This is a genomic window from Ilumatobacter sp., assembly GCF_046290335.1.
In the GTDB taxonomy this organism is placed as follows: Bacteria; Actinomycetota; Acidimicrobiia; order Acidimicrobiales; family Ilumatobacteraceae; genus Ilumatobacter_A.
On the sequence record NZ_JBKAGH010000001.1, the window covers coordinates 93,780 to 109,534 of the forward strand.

Here is a 15,755-nt window from a genome sequence, read left to right on the forward strand (position 1 = left end):
CGAGGCGCCGGGGACGCGTTCTTGGCGATAGGGTCACCCCTCTGGCGACGTGGCCGAGTGGCTTAGGCAACGGCCTGCAAAGCCGTGTACATGGGTTCGATTCCCATCGTCGCCTCCAGCGCCCCTGAGCAGGTCTCACCCCTGCTCAGGGGTGTTCGCTTTTTCGAGCTGGATCCTTCATGTCACGCCACACCTGGCGATGAAACGACAGGTAGCCCGAGTAGTGCAGCTCAGTGTGGGGTCGGAGCACGTCATCCGCTGGTCGAAGCCACCACCACGAGGCGTTCGGGAAGACGTGATGAGCAAGGTGGTAGTTCCCGTCCAACGTGATCCAGCGGTACACGGCGTTGGTCTCCACCGATCCGGTCGAAACGATCATCGGAGCATCGGCGGCTGCTCCGTAATGCTCGGAGAGGGCGAAGAACGTGTACGGGCCGGCAAGAAAGAGACCCATCGGAACGAGCCACCACAAGAGCAATTCCTTCGACGAGTCGGTGGCGATTGCTCCCACCACGAGAGCCGTCCAGAGAACGAAGGGCACGAGACCCCATCGGCGAACGTACCGATCGAGCGAAGCCGTCCGCACGTAGGCCGGTGGTCGGCCGATCATCGTCGAGATGGCCGCAGCGCTCAATTGCATCGCGAACGTCAGACCTCCGAGCAGATTGCCCAGAATGTACGAGCCGTGCGCTGGCAGAGTCACCGGCCCGACTCGCATCGGTCGAGTGATCATTTCATCGTAGAAGTCCTCGGGGTCGGACGGATCGCCTGATCGGCGCGTGAGCGCATGATGGGCGAGGTGAAAGCACCGGTACACGGGAGCGTGAAAACCCTCGAGCGCACCGGTCACCGTTGCGACCACGTCGTTGCCGAATCGATTGCGGAAGAGGCTGCGGTGAACTCCTTCGTGGTGGATCGCATCGATACGCATCATGCAGGCCACCAGGCCGACCCATGCAAGGATCCACCCCCACCAGGTACCCACGAACTCGCCAACAGCAATGAAGGCTCCGTACCAACACGCGGTCTCGATCAGCATCAGCACCGCTCGAAGCGGGCGTCTGGTCGCGACGGCATTTCGAGAACCCCAGTCTCGAATCTCCGTGGGCACGGCAAACCGGGGGAGTGTGGTGTCGGTGGCCACCGACGGTGCGAGGGCGGTGCCTCCGGCCTCGGCTGCTGTGGTCATCCGACGATGGTAGATCCCGTGCGCTCGAAAGTCGACGGCGACCCGCTTCAGTTCTGGTCGTTGTTGCGGCGAAGCGAGAGGGGGCCGCCGATGGTGCTGGCGAACTCGGGCCAGGCGGCCAGGCTCTCGAGCGCGGCGATCGTCGACCGCATGGCTTCGGCGGGTACCGGATGTGAGATCAGGAAGCCCTGGGCGCTGCCACACCCGAGTGAGCGCAGCATCTTGAGCTGTTCGACGGTCTCGACGCCCTCGGCCACGATGTCGAGGTGCATCGATTCGCCGAGCCCGATGATCGTCTTGATCAGAGACTGGTTGTGCGCAGAGTCGGTGAGACCGTTGACGAAGGCTCGGTCGATCTTGATGCGCTGAATCGGGAGCTGCTGCAGCAACGACAGCGACGAGTACCCGGTTCCGAAGTCGTCGAGTGCGATGCGGACGCCCATGTCGCGAATTCGTCGCAGCGTCGACTTCGCGAGCTCGGGGTTGTCGATCATCATGCTCTCGGTGACTTCCAGCCACAGCAGGTGCGGGTCGACACCGGAGCGTTGCAGCGCCTCCTCGACGATGCTCGGGAAGTTCGGATCCTCCAGCTGCCGGGGCGAGACGTTGACGGACACGGTGGTGCCTCGGGTGACGATGCCGTCGATGGTCCAGGTCCGCAGTTGTGAGAGGGCCTCCAACAGTGCCCAGCTCCCGATCGGAGCGATCAAGCCGGTCTCCTCGGCGACTGGGATGAACTCCGCCGGCGACACCATCGTGCCATCGTCCTTGAACCACCGGATGAGCGCTTCGAATCCGAGGACCCGCCCGCTGCGGACCTCGACGATCGGCTGGTGGAAGAGACGGAACTCACGTCGGTCGAGCGCTCCGTGGAGTTCGGTCTCGACGCGCATCCGCAACGAGACCCGGTCTTGCATCGATTGGTCGTAGAGCGCCAGGCAGTTGCGGCCGGCGTCCTTGGCCCGATACATCGCGATGTCGGCCCACCGGAAGAGTTCCTCGGTGGGCATCGGCCGGTGAATCGGCATCGAGGCGACGCCGACGCAGGCGCTGATGAACAACACGCCATCGTTGATCGTCAAGGGCTCGGAGAAGACCGAGTGGAGGAGTTCGGCGTGGGACAACGCCTCGCCCGGGGATCCCGCCGTCGGATCGAGCACGAGGAACTCGTCGCCCGAGGTGCGTGCCACGGACGCTCCGATCGTCGTGGCTGCGAGCTGGAGGCGATGTGCGATCACCCGGATCACTTCGTTGCCCGCCTGGTGCCCGAGTGAGTCGTTGATATTCTTGAACCGGTCGAGATCGAACAGGAAGAACGACGGTTGTGCATCGGTCCGCCACACGTCGTTGATCAGATGATCGGTCTGTTCGATCATCGCAGCCTTGTTCGGTAGGCCGGTCACGTCGTCGGTGAGTGCCATCTCGATGAGCCGGTCTTGGGAGTGCAGGGCGGTACGCGTCGACTGGAACAGGCGGGCACCCACCAGGAGCAGCAGGCACAGCGCCGACACTCCGCGAACGATCCGGTCGGCCGGGTTCGCGACCGGAATGGCCGTCAACAAGCTGATCGGGATCACCAGAGCGACCACGGTCGCGATCACCCGTCCCGGTAGACGGAGTCGACGCGTCCCGGTGGTGGGATTGATGAACTCACGAGCGCTCGGGTGGACCATTGCCGCTGCGCTCACGACGAAGACGGCGAGGTAGAGCAGATCGGCGGCGGTGAAGGCCCAGACGCCGAGCCCGCGTGTTTCCTCCAGCGCGTAGACGATGTCACCGAGCACATTGAGGTACAGGCCGACCACTGCGAGTCGAGTCGCACGACCCGGTCGACTCGAACCAAGCAGCAGAAGCGTTGCCAATGCAATCAACGGCATGCTCAACGGCAAGTACATCGCATTCAGGATCAGGCCGATATCCGAGTGCTCGGAGCTGCCGAGGAAGGGTTGGATGAACACCATCCATGCGATCATCCACCCGCCGAGTGCGATGATGATGCCGTCGAAAATGTCGCCAGACGACAGCAGTCCGCGACGCTGCCGCACCAACAGCGTGATCAGTGCAATCAAGATGGCGTTGGCCGGAATGTCGACGGCAGCCGAGACGGCCAATTTGCTACCCGGACCCACGAATGCCACCAGGACCGAGGAGAGCAGGTAGAGAGCTCCGATTGCAGCGATCGCGAAGATCACACCGCTACTGAATCTGAACGCGCACCTCGCGACGAAGGCAGCTGCGATCAGCATCGACATCGAGGCGCCCAGGAGGACCGTCCTCCAGTCGGAGAACAACACGAAGCACAGCGCAAGAACTGCACCGACGCCGAGCGCGGCATGCGACAGGTTCGCAAGGGTGCGATTGTCGAGCCGTACTCGGCAGATGTCGGTCATGCCATGGTTCCAGGAGCGCTAGTGTGACGATGAGTGGTCGAGTCGTGACGCCGGGCGCCAACAGTCTCATGTATCGGTCAAGGAGTCGTAGTTCCGTAGGATTTTCTTCGGTACCAGGGTTTCCTCACCGAGCGTCGGGGGTGAACGCGTTGCGTGTTCGACCGGGGACCTGAGGAGCGACATGTACGTCACGCAGCACAACACGATCACCGACCGCACCGTCACCGACGCGCTGTGGGACCTCTACAACGTGGCCTACGAACGCATCGCGGCCGCCGACATCACCAGGGAGACCTTGTACCGACACGAGTTCGACGAGGTGATGGCTGATTCGACGTATCGAACGACGGTGGTGCGAAACGACGCCGGCGTCCCGATAGCGATGGTCGTCATCGCCACCGACATCTCCGTCACGAGGTACCTCAGCGTGCCGTACTTCCAACGCACGTATCCCGATCGTCTCGCTGCCGGCAAGATTCACTACATCATGTGGGTGGTGGTGCACCCCGACCATCAGGCGACTCGGACCATCTTCGAAATGGCCCGTCGATCACTCGAATCCGAGGCGGCCGACGGCACGTTGCTGGTGTTCGACCTGCCGGAGTCGAACCAGCCCGCAGAAGTGGGCCGTGGGGCGGAGTTCTTCTTTCGGATCGCGAAGACGATCGCGCCTGCAGAGTTGGAGTCGTTCGGCGTGTCGAGGTATTACGCTATCGACTTCGCACCGACGGTGGAGTCCGAGGAATCGGCTGAACAGTCGGAGCGCATCGCTACCTGATCGCCCGCAACCTGCTGCATGCCCGCCGCCACCACCACGACCGTCGTCGTTCCCGGAACTCATCTCACCACGGCGCTTATCGGTCCGCGTGACCAGTACCTCCGGCGGATCGAGCGCGAGTTCCCTCAGGTCCTGATCACGGCGCGGGGCAACGAGATCCGTGTCGAAGGCGACGACACGGCCAAGGTCACCTCGGTCGCACGGTTGTTCGAAGAGCTCGTCAAACTGCTCCAGACCGGCCAGGCCCTCGACGACCCCACGCTGGATCGGATCTTCGCCATGATCCGTGCCGACGAAAAGCCCAGCGAGATCCTGAGCCATCAGATCCTCAAGGGGGCGAAGGGTCGGCTGATCAAGCCCAAGACGGCGGGACAGAAGCGCTACGTCGACGCAATCGCCAAGAACGTCATCACGTTCGGCATCGGACCAGCCGGCACCGGAAAGTCCTGGCTCGCCGTCGCGATGGCCGTGCAGGCCTTGCAGTCCAAGCAGGTGCAGCGCATCATCTTGACGCGGCCGGCGGTGGAGGCGGGGGAGCGACTCGGGTTTCTACCCGGCGACCTCATGGCCAAGATCGACCCCTATCTGCGTCCGCTGTACGACGCGCTCTACGACATGCTCGATCCGGATGCGATCGCTCGGTTGCTCGAGAAGCAGGTCGTCGAGATCGCTCCGCTCGCGTTCATGCGAGGCCGTACCCTCAACAACAGCTTCATCATCCTCGACGAAGCGCAGAACACCACCCCCGAGCAGATGAAGATGTTCTTGACCCGAATCGGTTTCGGATCCCGCGTGGTGGTGACGGGCGACGCGACGCAGGTCGATGTGCCGACCGGAAAGAGCGGGCTGGCAGGCCTGCAGCGCACGCTCGACGGCATCGATGATCTCGCGTTCGTGCAGCTCAGCGGGTCGGACGTCGTGCGTCACAAGATCGTCGCCGACATCGTGGCCGCGTACGAACGCGCCGGTGAGCGGCGTGCCGACGCGTGACGGCTGCGTCGGTCGTCGTGGAAGACGCTCGGAGCGATGACGATTCGCCGGGCGTCGAGATCGACCCCGTTCGTTGGCAACGACTCGCGGCGGCTTGCCTCGGCACAGAGCGAGCCGTCGGAGAGCTCACGCTGACGTTCATCGACGAGGTGGAGATCGCCGAACTCAACCTCGAACACATGGGGATCGACGGCGCCACCGACGTCTTGTCGTTTCCGATGGACGACACACCGATCGCTGGCGTGCCGACGCTGCTCGGTGACATCGTGATCAGCCCGGCGGTCGCCGAGCGCCAGTTCGCCGATCACGCTGGGACCCTCGACGACGAACTCGCGTTGCTGGTCGTCCACGGCGTGCTGCACGTGCTCGGCCACGACCATGCCGAGGTCGACGAAGCGGCCACGATGCGCTCCCGCGAGCTCGCTCTGCTCGAGGCGCACCATTGGGCAGGACCCGCACCGTCTGGATTTCGACACCTCCACGCCGACTGACAGCGAGATGAGCGAGATGGTGGAGTCGGCGCCGCCACCGCGGGTGCTGGCGGGATGCCGATGAGTCTCTACAGTCGCCGCATGGAGATTTCACTCGACGGCAAAGTCGCACTCGTCACCGGCGCGTCGCGCGGTATCGGCAAGGCCATCGCCGCCTCGCTCGCCGCTTCCGGCGCCAAGGTGATGATCAACAGTCGCAAGCAGGAGTCGCTCGAAGCGGCGCGAGCCGAGATGACCGGCGAGGTCGAGATCTTCGCCGCGAATGCCGGCGACGCCGACGCGGGGGAGCGCGCCGTGCTCGCGACGATCGAACGCTTCGGCCAGCTCGACATTCTCGTCAACAATGCGGCGACGAACCCGTACTACGGCCGCACGCTCGACGTCGACGATGCGCGCTACCAGAAGACGTTCCAGGTGAATCTCGACGCGCCGGTTCGGTGGACCCAGGCTGCGTGGAAGTACGCGTTCGAGCAGCATCCGGGCACGGTCATCAACGTCGCGTCCGTGGGTGGTCTCCGGGTGGAGGGCGTCGGCCTCGGCGTCTACAACGTCACCAAGGCGGCGTTGATCCACCTCACGCGTCAATTGGCACTCGAACTCGGTCCGACTCGTGTCGTCGGCATCGCGCCCGGGCTCGTCGACACCGACTTCGCTGCACTGCTCGTCGAGAACTTCGGCGACTCCCTGGCGGAGCGGATGCCGCTGCAGCGTCTCGGCGATCCTCAAGACATCGCCAACCTCGCAGTGTTCCTCGCGAGCGACCTGGCGAGTTGGATGACGGGTGAGACGTACGTGATCGATGGCGGCGCCGGGGTGCTCGGCTCAGGCTGAGGCGTCGGCGATCGGACCTCGTCGGAGTTTGCCGAGGTTCGTTCGGGGCAGGTCACTGGCAAGGGTGATCCGACGCGGCGCCATGAATGCCGGGTGGCGTTGCTTCACGTGGTCGCGAAGCGATTGCAATGTCGGAGGCGTCGGGCCCGCCGGCACCACCACGGCGTCCACGATCTGGCCCCATTCCGGGTCGTCCACACCGCGAACCATCACGTCGTGAACGAGCCGATGATCGGCGAGTGCCGCCTCCACGGCTTCGGGCCAGACGTTCTCGCCGCCGGTGATGATCATGTCGCCCCGTCGGCCGACGACATGGAGACGCCCGTCGGGAAGCCAGCGTCCGACGTCGCCGGTAGCGAGCCAGCCATCGGCCGATTTCGGATCGCTCCCGTCGCGGTAGCTCCGCAGCAGCATCGGCCCGCGGATCTCGATGTCGCCGTCGACGTCGCGTCGATGTCTCGCGTCCGTGATCCGGATCTCGACGTTGTCGAGTGGGACGCCGTCGTACACCACACCGCTGCCGGTTTCGGTCATGCCGTACGTCGTGATCGAGTTCGCCGGCCGGTCGTCGGGCGGGCGCGCTCCGCCGAGGAGGATCGCTCGGAAGCGAGTCGGATCGATCCGCTGGAGCGCGGTCGCAACGAGCGAGACGAGGGTTGCTTCCGACGCCATCACCCGATCCGGATCGAAGGCCGCAAGCACGGTGAGTTTCGCGCCGGTGTGCAGCGCCCTCGTCACGACCGACAACCCTCCGACGTGAGCGAGGGGGAGACACGCCAACCAGTGGTCGTCGGGCCTGACCCCGATGCGTCGGCTCGTTGCTTCGGCCGAAGCGGCAACGGCGTCGTGGGTGAGCACCACACCCTTCGGGGCGCCGGTCGATCCGCTCGTGGCAACGACGAGCGCGTCACCCGGCTCGACCTCGTCACCGACGCGCAGCGATCGCCGCAACTCATCGCGCGCTGCTTTCGGGAGTCGCTGGTCGATGGGTACCGCAGCATCGCCGGCGTCCCAGATCCTTCGGAGTTCCGCAACGAAGTCGGGACCTGCAGGCTGGTCGATCGCGATCAACCGAGCCACGAATCACCACGTGATGGTTGCCAGACCGGGTCCACGGCTCCATCATGGCGCATACATGAATCGATGGATCATCGGGGCGCGACCTCGCACGTTGCCAGCCGCGGTGGTCCCGGTCGCGATCGGAGCCGGCGCAGCGCTCGACGTGACCGTGGGCGGCGTGGATCTGACCGTCGTCTGGTGGCGCGTCGCCCTCGCGCTGCTGGTCAGTCTCGCGTTGCAGATCGGCGTGAACTACGCCAACGACTACAGCGACGGAGTGCGGGGTACCGATGACATCCGCGTCGGTCCGCAGCGCCTCGTCGCGAGCGGTCTGGCATCGGCCGTCTCGGTCAAGCGCGCTGCGTTCATCGCCTTCGGCGTCGCAGCCGTGGCCGGCTTGGCGATCGCCGTGTCGACGTCGCTGTGGCTCCTCGCGGTGGGTGTTGCCGCGATCGCTGCCGGGTGGTTCTACACCGGTGGCCCGAAGCCGTACGGCTATCTCGGGCTCGGAGAGGTGTTCGTCTTCGTGTTCTTCGGGCTCGTGGCCACCGCTGGCACCACGTTCGTCGCGATCGAGCGGATCACGCCGTTGTCCATTGCGTTGGGTGCGGCAGCAGGCTCGTTGGCGTGTGCGTTGCTGGTGATCAACAACCTTCGTGACATTCCGACCGATCGTGATGTCGGCAAACGCACCCTCGCCGTCCGCTTCGGGGATCGGCGGACTCGCTGGTTCTACGTGGCGCTGGTCGTCGCGGCGTTCGTCTTGGTCGGTGTCGCTGCGCTCGACCGTCCGACGGTGCTCCTCGGGTTGGCAGTGGTGCCGCTGGCGATATCGCCCTCGCGAATCGTGCTCAGCGGCGTGGTCGGACCCCACCTGATCGCTGTGCTCGCCGGAACCGGGCGCCTGCAGTTGGCGTTCGGCGCCGCCGTCACGCTGGGCCTCGCGCTCTGACCCGTAGCGGTTTGGGTCAGACACAAACCGTTACGCATCGGCATGGGGGAGGAAGGCGCAGATCGCGTCGGCGGTTCGTTCGGGCTGTTCGAGGTGCACGCTGTGGCCTGCCTCGGCGATGACCGCCATCGTTGCATCGGGGATCGAAGCGGTCAGTCGCCTTCCGAGTTCGGTGAACTTCGGATCGAGTTCGCCGACGAGGACGAGCGTCGGACATCTCACCTCGCCGAGCCGATCCCACAGCGGGGTCTGCGTGCCGGTGCCGGTCGTTCGCAGACTCGCCGCGAGCCCCGCTGCGGTGTTGCGGAGTCGATCGGAGCGCATCGCCGTCTCGTCGTCAAGGCCGGTGAACAGCGGATTGCGGAGCCAGGCATCGATGAACACGTCGACACCGCGTCGTTCGATCTCGTCGGCCAGTTGCTCATCGGTACGTCGCCGCTCCGCTCGCTCGTCATCGCTGTCGATGCCTGCAGTCGCGCCGATCAGAACAAGGCGCCGGACGGCCGCTGGATGAGCAAGAGCGGCATGGAGGGCCACGCGGCCACCCATCGAGTAGCCGACATACGTGCCAGCGTTCCCGCGGTCGACGAGATGATCGGCGGCACCCCAGAGGTCGCCGCTGAGATCGGAGGCATCGCCATGCCCGGGAAGGTCGACAGCGACCGAGACGAGTTCAGGTCGCCGCTCGATCATCAACGCGGTGAGTCGTTCCCAGCTGCGGTGGGTCTGCGTGAAGCCATGCGCGAGCACGACGCGCTCGACCGGTCGTGGCCCGTCAGGGCGGGTCACGTCGTCGCTGCGTCGTCGAGGGCTTTGGCCGCCATCTTCTCGATGACCTTGGCGAAGGTCGCCGGGTCCTGTGCTCCGGGTACGGCCCACGCATCGTTGAACACGTATGTCGGTACGGCGGTGATCCCGTGCTCGCGAGCTTCGTCGAGTTCGCCAGCCACCTCGGCGATGCCTGCGTCGGAGTCGAGGAACGCGACGACGAGGTCGCGATCGACACCGAGGTCAGCAACGGCGTCGGCGAGCGCATCGGGACTTCCGACGTGGACGCCATCCATGAAATAGGCCTGCAGGAGGCGCTCCTTCATCCGTTCCTGCGGAATCGGAGAGTCGGGCTGACCACTCCACCAGATCAACCGATGAGCGAGCAACGTGTTGGCGCGCTGAGCACGGTCCATGCGGAATTCGAGCCCGTCAGCGGCCGCTGTTGCCGTGACGTGGCCGATGATCTCCTCGGCCTTCTCCGGGCCCCCGAACTTCTTCGCATACGCATCGAACACCGGTCCGGCGACGCCGGGAGCGGCGCGTGGATCGAGTTGATACGGCTTGAACGACACCTCGATGTCGACGCCGAGGTCGCCGTGCTGCGTCGCCAATGCAAGTCCAGCCTCGAAGCGGCGCTTGCCGATGTAGCACCACGGGCACACCACGTCGGAGAAGATCTCCACCTTGACCACCGGACGCTCGGCTGCGGATGTCGTGCTCGTTGTCATGATCTCCACAGTAGAGCCGTATCGTCGTTTGGTGATGGTCGACCGCTCGCCCATAACCGATGCGACCCTCGACGCGGCGGCACCGCACGACGTGCAAGCGACGTTCTGTGCGACCCTTGTCGACGAGTGGCTGCGTCGCGGTGTGCGACACGCGGTCGTCGCGCCCGGTTCCCGTTCGACGCCCTTGGCACTCGCCCTGGCCGCTCGCTCGGAGATGACCGTGCACGTGGTTCACGACGAACGCGTGGCAGGGTTCGTTGCGCTCGGCATCGCAACGGCGTCACCAGTTGCGCGAGACGACAGCAGTATCGGGTCGGTCGTTCCGGCACTCCTCGTCTGCACAAGCGGCACCGCGGCGGCGAACTTCTTGCCGGCCGTCGTCGAAGCCGGCTTGTCAGGGGTGCCGATGATCGTGCTCACCGCCGACCGGCCTGACGAACTGCGCGGCGTCGGCGCTCCCCAGACCATCGACCAGATCGACCTGTACGGGTCGCACGTGCGCTGGTTCGCCGATCCGGGGGTGCCCGACGCTGAGGGTGCCGGCGGGTGGCGCTCACTCGCGGCAACTGCGGTGGCGGCTGCGAGCGACGGACCGGTTCAGCTCAATCTGGCCTTCCGGGAGCCGCTCGTCGGAACGGCGCTCGATCTCCCGACGCCAGACAGCGACCTGGTGGTCGCTGCCTCGTCGACGAGCGTCGTCGTCGACCCGATCCCCGTCGGGTTCGGCCGTCCTCGCGGCGTGATTCTCTTCGGCGGTGCGAGCGGCGTCGATCCGAATTCGGTGGCCGAACTCCAACGGCTGACGTCGTGGCCGATCATCGCCGACCCGATGTCACGCGCCCGTCACCTCGAAGGGGTGATCACCAGCGCCGATGCGATCCTTCGCCATGAGGGATTCGCCGCCGACCACGTGCCCGACGTGATCGTTCGCGTCGGCCGGCCGTCGTCGTCCAAGGTGCTCGCTCAGTGGTCAGCGCGCCCGGGGATCACCGTGATCCAGGTCGGAGGCCCCGGCCGGATCGATCCCGACCACAACGTCGCAGCGGTGTGCTCGATCGATGCGTTGCTCGACGCTGGACCGCCCGGAGCAACGCGAACCGCGTGGGCGAGTAGTTGGGTCGAAGCCGACCGTCGAGCCGACGAGGCGTTGCGACAGGTTTTCGCGGTCGACGACTCGTTGTCCGAGCCTCGGGTCGCTCGGCTGTTGGCCGACCACCTCCCCGACGGCGCGTCGGTCACCGTGTCGTCGTCGATGCCCGTTCGAGACTTCGAGTGGTACGGCGGGTTGCGAGCGAGCGCTCATTCGAACCGGGGCGCCAACGGCATCGACGGGGTGACGTCTACGGCGCTCGGACGCGCACTGGCCAGAACCTCCGCGAACGGCGTAGGCGCACCGGAGTTCGTGCTGATCGGCGATCTCGCGTTCGTCCACGACAGCAACGCGCTCGTGGCCTTGCGACGGCGCGGCGTCGATCTGCGCATCGTCGTGGTCGACAATGATGGCGGGGGCATCTTCTCGTTCCTTCCCCAGGCGTCGCTGCTGTCACACGAGCGATTCGAGCAACTGTTCGGAACGCCTCTCGGTACCGACGTGCTGGCCCTCTCGGCGGCGCATGGTCTCGAGGTTGCCACCGCAAGGACAGCGACCGAGTTCGTCGCTCAACTCGCTCGAGCCGGCCCGTGGGTGATGCGCGTGTCGTCGGATCGGCAACGAAATGTCGAGGTGCATGCTCGTTTGCACGACGCGGTTCGCCGCGCGCTCGGCTGATCGTCAGGGGCGCACGATGGCGCCGAGCATCGCTTGGAACTTCGCCTGCGTCTCGGCGAGTTCGGACAGGGGCTCGGATTCGGCGACGATGCCGCCTCCGGCCACCAGACGCGCCGACGTGCGATCGTCGCTGAACTCGGCGCAGCGGATCGCCACGGCCCAGGTGCCGTCACCGTTTGCGTCGACCCAACCGACCGCGCCGCCGTAACGACCACGGGTGAACCCTTCCACTCGTGCGATGAGCGCCAGTGCTTCGGCGCGCGGGTGCCCACCGAGGGCTGGGGTCGGACACAGCGCCCGAACGAGTTCGACGACGGATGGCCCAGGCTGCGACAGCATGCCTTCCATTCGTGTCCCCAGGTGCTGCACGTTGGCGACGGTCACGATCGACGGCTCGGGTTCCCAGTCGAGGTAACTGGCCCAGGGCAGGAGCCGGTCGTGTACGTCGTCGATGACCACGCGATGTTCGATCTGGTTCTTCGCGCTGGCCTGGAGCTCGGCCGCGAGTCGAGCGTCGTTGTCGACGTCGCCGGTCCTGGCGGTGGTACCCGCCAGTGGGTGCGATCGTACGACCGGTCCGTCGACGTCGACGAGCAGCTCGGGCGAGGCGCCGATGAACCCGTCGATCGAGTACCGATAGCTCGATCCGAACGACGCCTTGAGCCGCCGCAGCACAGCGTGCACGTCGATCTCCCGATCAGCTCGCACCTCGATCGGCCTGGCGATGACGGCCTTGGTCAACGTGCCCGAACGAACGGCGTCTCGGGCAGCGGTCACCGCGGCGAGGTAGTGCGCTTCGTCCACGAGCGGTCGAATCGACCAGTTGGCGGCCGAGGGTTCAGGCTCCGGCGGGGGAGTGAGGGCGGCCTCGACGTCGGCATCGTCGATCGCCGTCACCCAGACTCGGTCACCTCGTTTGCCGACCGTGACGGCAGGAATGATGAGCTCTGCTGGAGACTCGGGGAGGAACGGGATGCAGCCGAGTGCGAGTGGGGCAGCGTCGGCGACCGTCGAGTCATGATCGATGGAGCGCAAGACGGCGACAGCCCGATCGGCCTCGACCCGCTGGGCAACCCCGACCGCAGCGACGCCACTGCCGTCCCGGACGAAGAGGTGTCCGTGACCAGCGACGATGTCGTTGAGGTCGGGGATGGTGTCGGTGAAGTCCGACAGCGGACGGGTGATGGCTCGCACGCCGCTCAGTCTCGAGTTCCGACCATCAACTGGGTCAAGCCCGCGGTCAGTTGCTGATGCGAGGCGTCGGCGAAACCGGATCGGCGCAGCATCGCCACCATCTCGTCGGGTTCGGGCAGGTAGGCGACGCTCTTGGGGAGGTAGCTGTAGGCGGCACCGTCGGACAGGAGCGCGCCGATTTTCGGCACGACCTTGCCGAAGTAGATGTTGTTCCCGAATCGCACGAGGCGGTTGGGCGGTGTGCTCACGTCGAGGAGTGCAATGCGCCCTCCCGGTCGTACCACTCTCGCCAGTTCGACGAAGAACGTGTTCAGATCCATCAGGTTCCGAAGTGCGAAGCCGCAGGTCACGCCGTCGACGCAGCGGTCGGGGACCGGGAGGCGCAAGATGTCGGCCTGGACGAGCGGGACACCGGAACGGTCAGCAGCCAACATGCCGTAGCTGAGGTCCATCGAGATCGGGTGCAGTCCAGCGTTCGACAGGTCGACGCAGAGGTCACCCGTACCGCTGGCGAGGTCCAAGACCACGCTGCCCGCTGGAAGGGCCAGCTGCTTGATGGCCTTCTTGCGCCACCGCACGTCGAGGCGGAACGAGATGATCCGGTTCAGCCGGTCGTACTTCGGCGCGATCGCATCGAACATGTCGCGAACGGCAGCGACCTTCTCGTCGCCTTGCGGCAACTCGTCGGTGTCCCACCGCTTGGCGGTTGCGGAGGTGTCGGAGGAAGCCACGCCGTCAGGATAGGTCTCGGTGCCTGGCACCGTGACCTCCTGCCCGGCGTGTGTCAGCTGCTACTGGTCCCCGTGCCGGGTTCCGGGTCGATGAGACCTGCCGCCTTGCGGTCGACCTGTTCGATCTCGGCGCGCGCTTGAGCGAGCGCTTGAAGTCGGATGTCAGCCGCCGAGACCGCCTCCTGCAGGAGCTCTTTGGTGTCGGCCACCGTCACGCCCGTCACCATGTCGGCGATCGTGGACTCGAGTTCGACGACGTTGGCCTCGAGCGCGTCGATCGCTGCGGTGCGATGCGACACGGGCAGCGCTGCGGCGGCGACGAGTCGTTCGTCGATGGCCAACGCTTCGGCCTCGATCGACTTCATCTGTTCGCTGAGACCCAGCTCGACGAAGCGCGGATTCTGGTGCGCTCCTTTGACTGCATCGCCGAGCCGACGATGCAGCTTGGCCTCCCGGCTATGGGCGCCAGCCCAACTCGCTGGAGCCTTCGACGTCACGCCCGGAACGATCTGGTTCTGCTCGGCGAACTCCTTCTTGGAGCGCACGGCCAAGGCGACGCCGAAGCCGACGACGGCAGCGACCGTCGCGATCAACAGGATCGTGATCAGCACTAGCCGCCTCCTCCGCTGGCGGACACCGCGATGGCGATCGCGGCGATGATCACCAACGCCACCACGATCGCGATGGCGATCTTGACCTTGCTGTACGGACGTGCGCCGTGCACTTCGCCGGTGACTCCATTGATGTACACCTGGAACGGGCGGCCGTCGTAGATCACCGTGAGCAGCCACAGCGGCAACAGCATGTGTTTGTAGGTCATCTTCTGCCAGTTGACGTTCATCGACGAGATGCGCTGCTGATCGCCGCCGATGTCGCGGCGGATCGTGGAGCGGATGTCGTCTTCCATGATGGACGTCGCCTCTTTGAGGCACACTTCGACGTCGTTGTCGTACGTTCGAGCCAGGTGACCCGCCGCGTACTCGGCCGAATAAGGCTTGGCCTGTTCGGTCGGCCACGGCTCGAGCTTGTCGATGCGCTTCTTCTCGAACCCCGTGTTCGCCAGGATCGGGATGTCGTCGAACGAGTTGCCCACGGCACCGCTCACGAAGTGCCAGGTCGTATACGTCTCGGTGCGTCGATTGTCGCCGCTGCCCACGGTTCGAGTGCGGGTGATGCCTCGCTGGCCGGTGTAGTTGGTGTGCGTGTCGGCGTCATAGGTGAAGTAGGCCATGTACACGCTCTGGAACGATCCGGTGCGGTTGTAGGTCTTGAACTCCGACGGTGCGAACCAACGACCATTGATCCACTTGTCGATCAACTCGTCGGCGGACTTGCGGTCGACGGAAAAGGGCAGCACCGCGTCGACCGGAAGCCGCTCGGGCGCATCATGGACGTCGTCGCGTTGGATCGGCGTCGCGCAATACGGACACTTGTTCGCGGTGAGGCTGCCGGTGAAGGTGGTGTGCCCGCCGCAGTTCTGGCACACGATCTCCTTCTCGGCGTCGAGAAAGTTCGCGGTCTTCGTCATGGTGCCAGCCCGGACGAGCGCGAGCGCCTCACGAAGATCTCGCTCGCGTACCTCGCCGTTGACCTCGACCAACTCGTGCGTGTTCCCGCAGTGCTGACATTTCAGCAACTGCGTCGGAATGTCGAAATGCAGTTCACCACCGCACGCCTCGCACGGGTAGGTCTTGGACGACTCGGTCGAATGGCGCATCGCACGGGACGCATTCGACAATGCGGCTCCGGGATCGTACGACTCGCCTGACGCATCGTCGGACGGTGGAGCGTCCAGGGGGCCGGGGTCGGGAATCGGCGGGGGACCGGCCGCGCCGGACGCGGTCGGCTCATCGCCGGGCAGTGGGGGCACGGACGGCATCGGT

The 15,755-nt window shown here is 65.5% G+C and carries 15 protein-coding genes and 1 tRNA gene; 7 read left to right on the plus strand and 9 right to left on the minus strand.

The genetic code is table 11. The features are described 5' to 3' along the window. The first annotated feature begins 43 nt into the window (after window positions 1–43). Window positions 44–118 (plus strand) — tRNA-Cys (locus ACE37B_RS00380). 27 nt (window positions 119–145) lie between these two features. Here the strand turns inward: ACE37B_RS00380 and ACE37B_RS00385 are convergent. Both ACE37B_RS00385 and ACE37B_RS00390 read right to left on the minus strand, forming a co-directional pair. Continuing rightward, window positions 146–1,189, minus strand: coding sequence for a fatty acid desaturase family protein (locus ACE37B_RS00385; RefSeq protein ID WP_409921303.1), 1,044 nt, complete (start codon window positions 1,187–1,189; stop codon window positions 146–148). Between the two features lie 47 nt (window positions 1,190–1,236). Beyond that, window positions 1,237–3,579 (minus strand): putative bifunctional diguanylate cyclase/phosphodiesterase, encoded by a 2,343-nt coding sequence (locus ACE37B_RS00390; RefSeq protein WP_409921304.1) that lies wholly within the window; start codon window positions 3,577–3,579, stop codon window positions 1,237–1,239. 181 nt (window positions 3,580–3,760) lie between these two features. On the opposite strand from ACE37B_RS00390, the gene ACE37B_RS00395 reads away from it, so the two are divergent. From ACE37B_RS00395 to ACE37B_RS00410, 4 genes are all read left to right on the plus strand, one after another. Continuing rightward, complete coding sequence (locus ACE37B_RS00395; protein ID WP_409921305.1) at window positions 3,761–4,357, plus strand: hypothetical protein; 597 nt, start codon at window positions 3,761–3,763, stop codon at window positions 4,355–4,357. 18 nt (window positions 4,358–4,375) lie between these two features. Further along, window positions 4,376–5,347 (plus strand): PhoH family protein, encoded by a 972-nt coding sequence (locus ACE37B_RS00400; RefSeq protein WP_409921306.1) that lies wholly within the window; start codon window positions 4,376–4,378, stop codon window positions 5,345–5,347. Then, the gene (gene ybeY, locus ACE37B_RS00405; protein ID WP_409921307.1) at window positions 5,344–5,838 is read left to right on the plus strand and encodes an rRNA maturation RNase YbeY; all 495 of its coding nucleotides are present in this window, start codon (window positions 5,344–5,346) and stop codon (window positions 5,836–5,838) included. Before ACE37B_RS00400 ends, ybeY begins: the two co-directional genes overlap by 4 nt. An 81-nt stretch (window positions 5,839–5,919) precedes the next feature. Next, on the plus strand, window positions 5,920–6,669 hold the full coding sequence (locus tag ACE37B_RS00410; RefSeq protein WP_409921308.1) for an SDR family oxidoreductase: 750 nt from the start codon (window positions 5,920–5,922) through the stop codon (window positions 6,667–6,669). Here the strand turns inward: ACE37B_RS00410 and ACE37B_RS00415 are convergent. Next, window positions 6,661–7,749, minus strand: coding sequence for a class I adenylate-forming enzyme family protein (locus tag ACE37B_RS00415; protein ID WP_409921309.1), 1,089 nt, complete (start codon window positions 7,747–7,749; stop codon window positions 6,661–6,663). The genes ACE37B_RS00410 and ACE37B_RS00415 overlap by 9 nt on opposite strands. A 55-nt stretch (window positions 7,750–7,804) precedes the next feature. Here ACE37B_RS00415 and ACE37B_RS00420 point away from each other — a divergent pair, with 55 nt between their 5' ends. Beyond that, the gene (locus ACE37B_RS00420) at window positions 7,805–8,680 is read left to right on the plus strand and encodes a 1,4-dihydroxy-2-naphthoate polyprenyltransferase (protein WP_409921310.1); all 876 of its coding nucleotides are present in this window, start codon (window positions 7,805–7,807) and stop codon (window positions 8,678–8,680) included. 30 nt (window positions 8,681–8,710) lie between these two features. On the opposite strand, the gene ACE37B_RS00425 is transcribed toward ACE37B_RS00420, so the two are convergent. After that, window positions 8,711–9,469, minus strand: a complete 759-nt coding sequence (locus tag ACE37B_RS00425; protein ID WP_409921311.1) for an alpha/beta fold hydrolase — start codon at window positions 9,467–9,469, stop codon at window positions 8,711–8,713. After that, the gene (locus ACE37B_RS00430; RefSeq protein WP_409921312.1) at window positions 9,466–10,179 is read right to left on the minus strand and encodes a DsbA family oxidoreductase; all 714 of its coding nucleotides are present in this window, start codon (window positions 10,177–10,179) and stop codon (window positions 9,466–9,468) included. Before ACE37B_RS00430 ends, ACE37B_RS00425 begins: the two co-directional genes overlap by 4 nt. A gap of 34 nt (window positions 10,180–10,213) precedes the next feature. Between ACE37B_RS00430 and menD the strand changes: the two genes are divergently transcribed. Continuing rightward, window positions 10,214–11,947, plus strand: a complete 1,734-nt coding sequence (gene menD / locus ACE37B_RS00435) for a 2-succinyl-5-enolpyruvyl-6-hydroxy-3-cyclohexene-1-carboxylic-acid synthase (RefSeq protein WP_409921313.1) — start codon at window positions 10,214–10,216, stop codon at window positions 11,945–11,947. Between the two features lie 3 nt (window positions 11,948–11,950). Here the strand turns inward: menD and ACE37B_RS00440 are convergent, their stop codons facing one another. From ACE37B_RS00440 to ACE37B_RS00455, 4 genes are read right to left on the minus strand one after another with little or no spacing between them, the layout of a single operon-like run. Then, entirely contained in the window at window positions 11,951–13,141 is a 1,191-nt protein-coding gene (locus tag ACE37B_RS00440) for an isochorismate synthase MenF (protein ID WP_409921314.1), read from the minus strand. A 5-nt stretch (window positions 13,142–13,146) separates the two neighbouring features. Next, the gene (locus ACE37B_RS00445) at window positions 13,147–13,872 is read right to left on the minus strand and encodes a ubiquinone/menaquinone biosynthesis methyltransferase (protein WP_409921315.1); all 726 of its coding nucleotides are present in this window, start codon (window positions 13,870–13,872) and stop codon (window positions 13,147–13,149) included. 53 nt (window positions 13,873–13,925) lie between these two features. Then, the gene (locus ACE37B_RS00450) at window positions 13,926–14,483 is read right to left on the minus strand and encodes a hypothetical protein (RefSeq protein ID WP_409921316.1); all 558 of its coding nucleotides are present in this window, start codon (window positions 14,481–14,483) and stop codon (window positions 13,926–13,928) included. Further along, window positions 14,483–15,751: a hypothetical protein gene (locus ACE37B_RS00455; protein ID WP_409921317.1), complete on the minus strand. Its 1,269-nt coding sequence runs from the start codon at window positions 15,749–15,751 to the stop codon at window positions 14,483–14,485. The genes ACE37B_RS00450 and ACE37B_RS00455 overlap by 1 nt, the downstream gene beginning before the upstream one ends. Window positions 15,752–15,755 lie beyond the last annotated feature (4 nt).

Coding starts and splice junctions, on each gene's coding strand:
- ACE37B_RS00385 (WP_409921303.1), bottom strand. CDS start 1,189: ATGACCACAGCAGCCGAGGCCGGAGGCACCGCCCTCGCACCGTCGGTG.
- ACE37B_RS00390 (WP_409921304.1), bottom strand. CDS start 3,579: ATGACCGACATCTGCCGAGTACGGCTCGACAATCGCACCCTTGCGAAC.
- ACE37B_RS00395 (WP_409921305.1), top strand. CDS start 3,761: ATGTACGTCACGCAGCACAACACGATCACCGACCGCACCGTCACCGAC.
- ACE37B_RS00400 (WP_409921306.1), top strand. CDS start 4,376: ATGCCCGCCGCCACCACCACGACCGTCGTCGTTCCCGGAACTCATCTC.
- ACE37B_RS00410 (WP_409921308.1), top strand. CDS start 5,920: ATGGAGATTTCACTCGACGGCAAAGTCGCACTCGTCACCGGCGCGTCG.
- ACE37B_RS00420 (WP_409921310.1), top strand. CDS start 7,805: ATGAATCGATGGATCATCGGGGCGCGACCTCGCACGTTGCCAGCCGCG.
- ACE37B_RS00430 (WP_409921312.1), bottom strand. CDS start 10,179: ATGACAACGAGCACGACATCCGCAGCCGAGCGTCCGGTGGTCAAGGTG.
- menD (WP_409921313.1), top strand. CDS start 10,214: ATGGTCGACCGCTCGCCCATAACCGATGCGACCCTCGACGCGGCGGCA.
- ACE37B_RS00455 (WP_409921317.1), bottom strand. CDS start 15,751: ATGCCGTCCGTGCCCCCACTGCCCGGCGATGAGCCGACCGCGTCCGGC.